The organism is Paracoccus sp. SY (genome assembly GCF_002901215.1).
GTDB lineage: Bacteria > Pseudomonadota > Alphaproteobacteria > Rhodobacterales > Rhodobacteraceae > Paracoccus > Paracoccus acridae.
Genome location: NZ_NWMQ01000139.1, coordinates 1 through 1344, shown reverse-complemented (window position 1 = coordinate 1344; position 1344 = coordinate 1). Strand labels below are relative to the sequence as shown.

At 66.8% G+C, this 1344-nt stretch carries 2 protein-coding genes; both read right to left on the bottom strand.

Features of this window, described 5'->3' with window-relative positions; all coding sequences use genetic code 11:
• Nucleotides 1-338: response regulator (locus CK944_RS22135; RefSeq protein ID WP_103175181.1), on the bottom strand; the 338-nt coding region annotated here is incomplete at its 3' end.
• 17 nt (nt 339-355) lie between these two features.
• A partial coding sequence (locus CK944_RS22130; protein WP_103175180.1) for an HWE histidine kinase domain-containing protein occupies nt 356-1344 on the bottom strand: 989 nt, incomplete at its 5' end.

The window sequence follows — 1344 nt, the reverse complement described above, 5'->3', positions numbered from 1 at the left end:
GGCTTGCGGACATTCTCGACCCCTGCCAGGGCTTCATGGTCGGCAAAGGTGGCGTTGCCATAGGCCGAGGAAAGCACGAAGGGGACCCCCAGGCCCCGCAGCCGCCGGGCGACCGGCTCCACCGGCTGGCCGCGCAGGTTGCCGTCAAGCACCGCGGCATCGGGACGGGTGTCGTCCAGCAGGCGCAAGGCGCCTTCCACGGAGCCGACCGGACCCAGGACGGCATAGCCATTGTCTTCGAGCATCATCTGCACATCCAGGGCGATCATCATCTCGTCCTCGACGACCAGCACGGATATGCGGTCGCCTGGGCGGCATGAAGCGGGCTTGTCAGACATCGGCCAACCGGGAAGCACTACTGGGGAAAGGTCAGATCAGCCACCAAACCGTCTGGACGATAGCTCAGTTCCGCCCGGCCCCTGAGGTCGACCTCGGTGGCAAACCGGATCAGGCGGGTCCCGAAGCCCGTGGTCTCGGGCGGCGAGGCTTCCGGTCCGCCGCTTTCCCGCCAGCGAAGATGCACCTGGCGGTGGCCGTCCCTGTCCTCGGCAAGGCTCCAGGCGATGTCCAGCTGCCCGCCGGAAACCGACAGCGCGCCGTGCTTGATCGCATTGGTGGCCAGTTCGTGCAGGATCATCCCCAGGGACATGGCCTGCCTGGGCAGCAGGGCGATGGCCCCCTGCCCGTCCAGGGTGATGGCGCGCGTGTCCCCGAGCCAGGGCTCCATCACCGCCTGGACCAGCTGGGCCAGGTCGGCATCGGAATGCTGGGTCGAGACGGCCAGCGACCGCGTCAGGGCATCGAAGCGGCCCAGAAAGTCGTCGCGGTATTCCTCGGCATTGCGCCCCTCGACCTCGGTCCGCCGCGCGATCGCACGGGTCACCGCCAGAAGGTTCTTGATCCGGTGGCCCAGTTCCCCGATCAGGATGTCCTTGTCTGCCTCGGCCTGCTGGCGCTCGGTGGCGTCCACGATGGTCAGAAGCAGGATGCGTTGGCCGCTGTCGGGATGGTTCAGGCGTTGGGCACTGACCAGCATGGTGCGCGGGCCGATCTGGGGAAACGTGGCCCGCACCTCGTAGTCGATGACCGAGGTGCTTCTGGGGATCACCTGCTCCAGCAGAAGGCGCAACTCGGGGATGTTCCATTGGCCGTCGCCAAGATCGGCCAGGGCCGTCCCGATCGTCTCGTCCCGGCTGGTCGAGAAGGTGTCGTAGAAGGCCGGGTTGGCGGTCAGGACCCTGAATGCGTCATCCAGCACCACCAGCGGGTCGCGCAGCGTGTTGACGATGCTGACGGCCTGGACATGCGAGCCGCGCAGCACGCGGTAAAGTTCATCAAGATCCA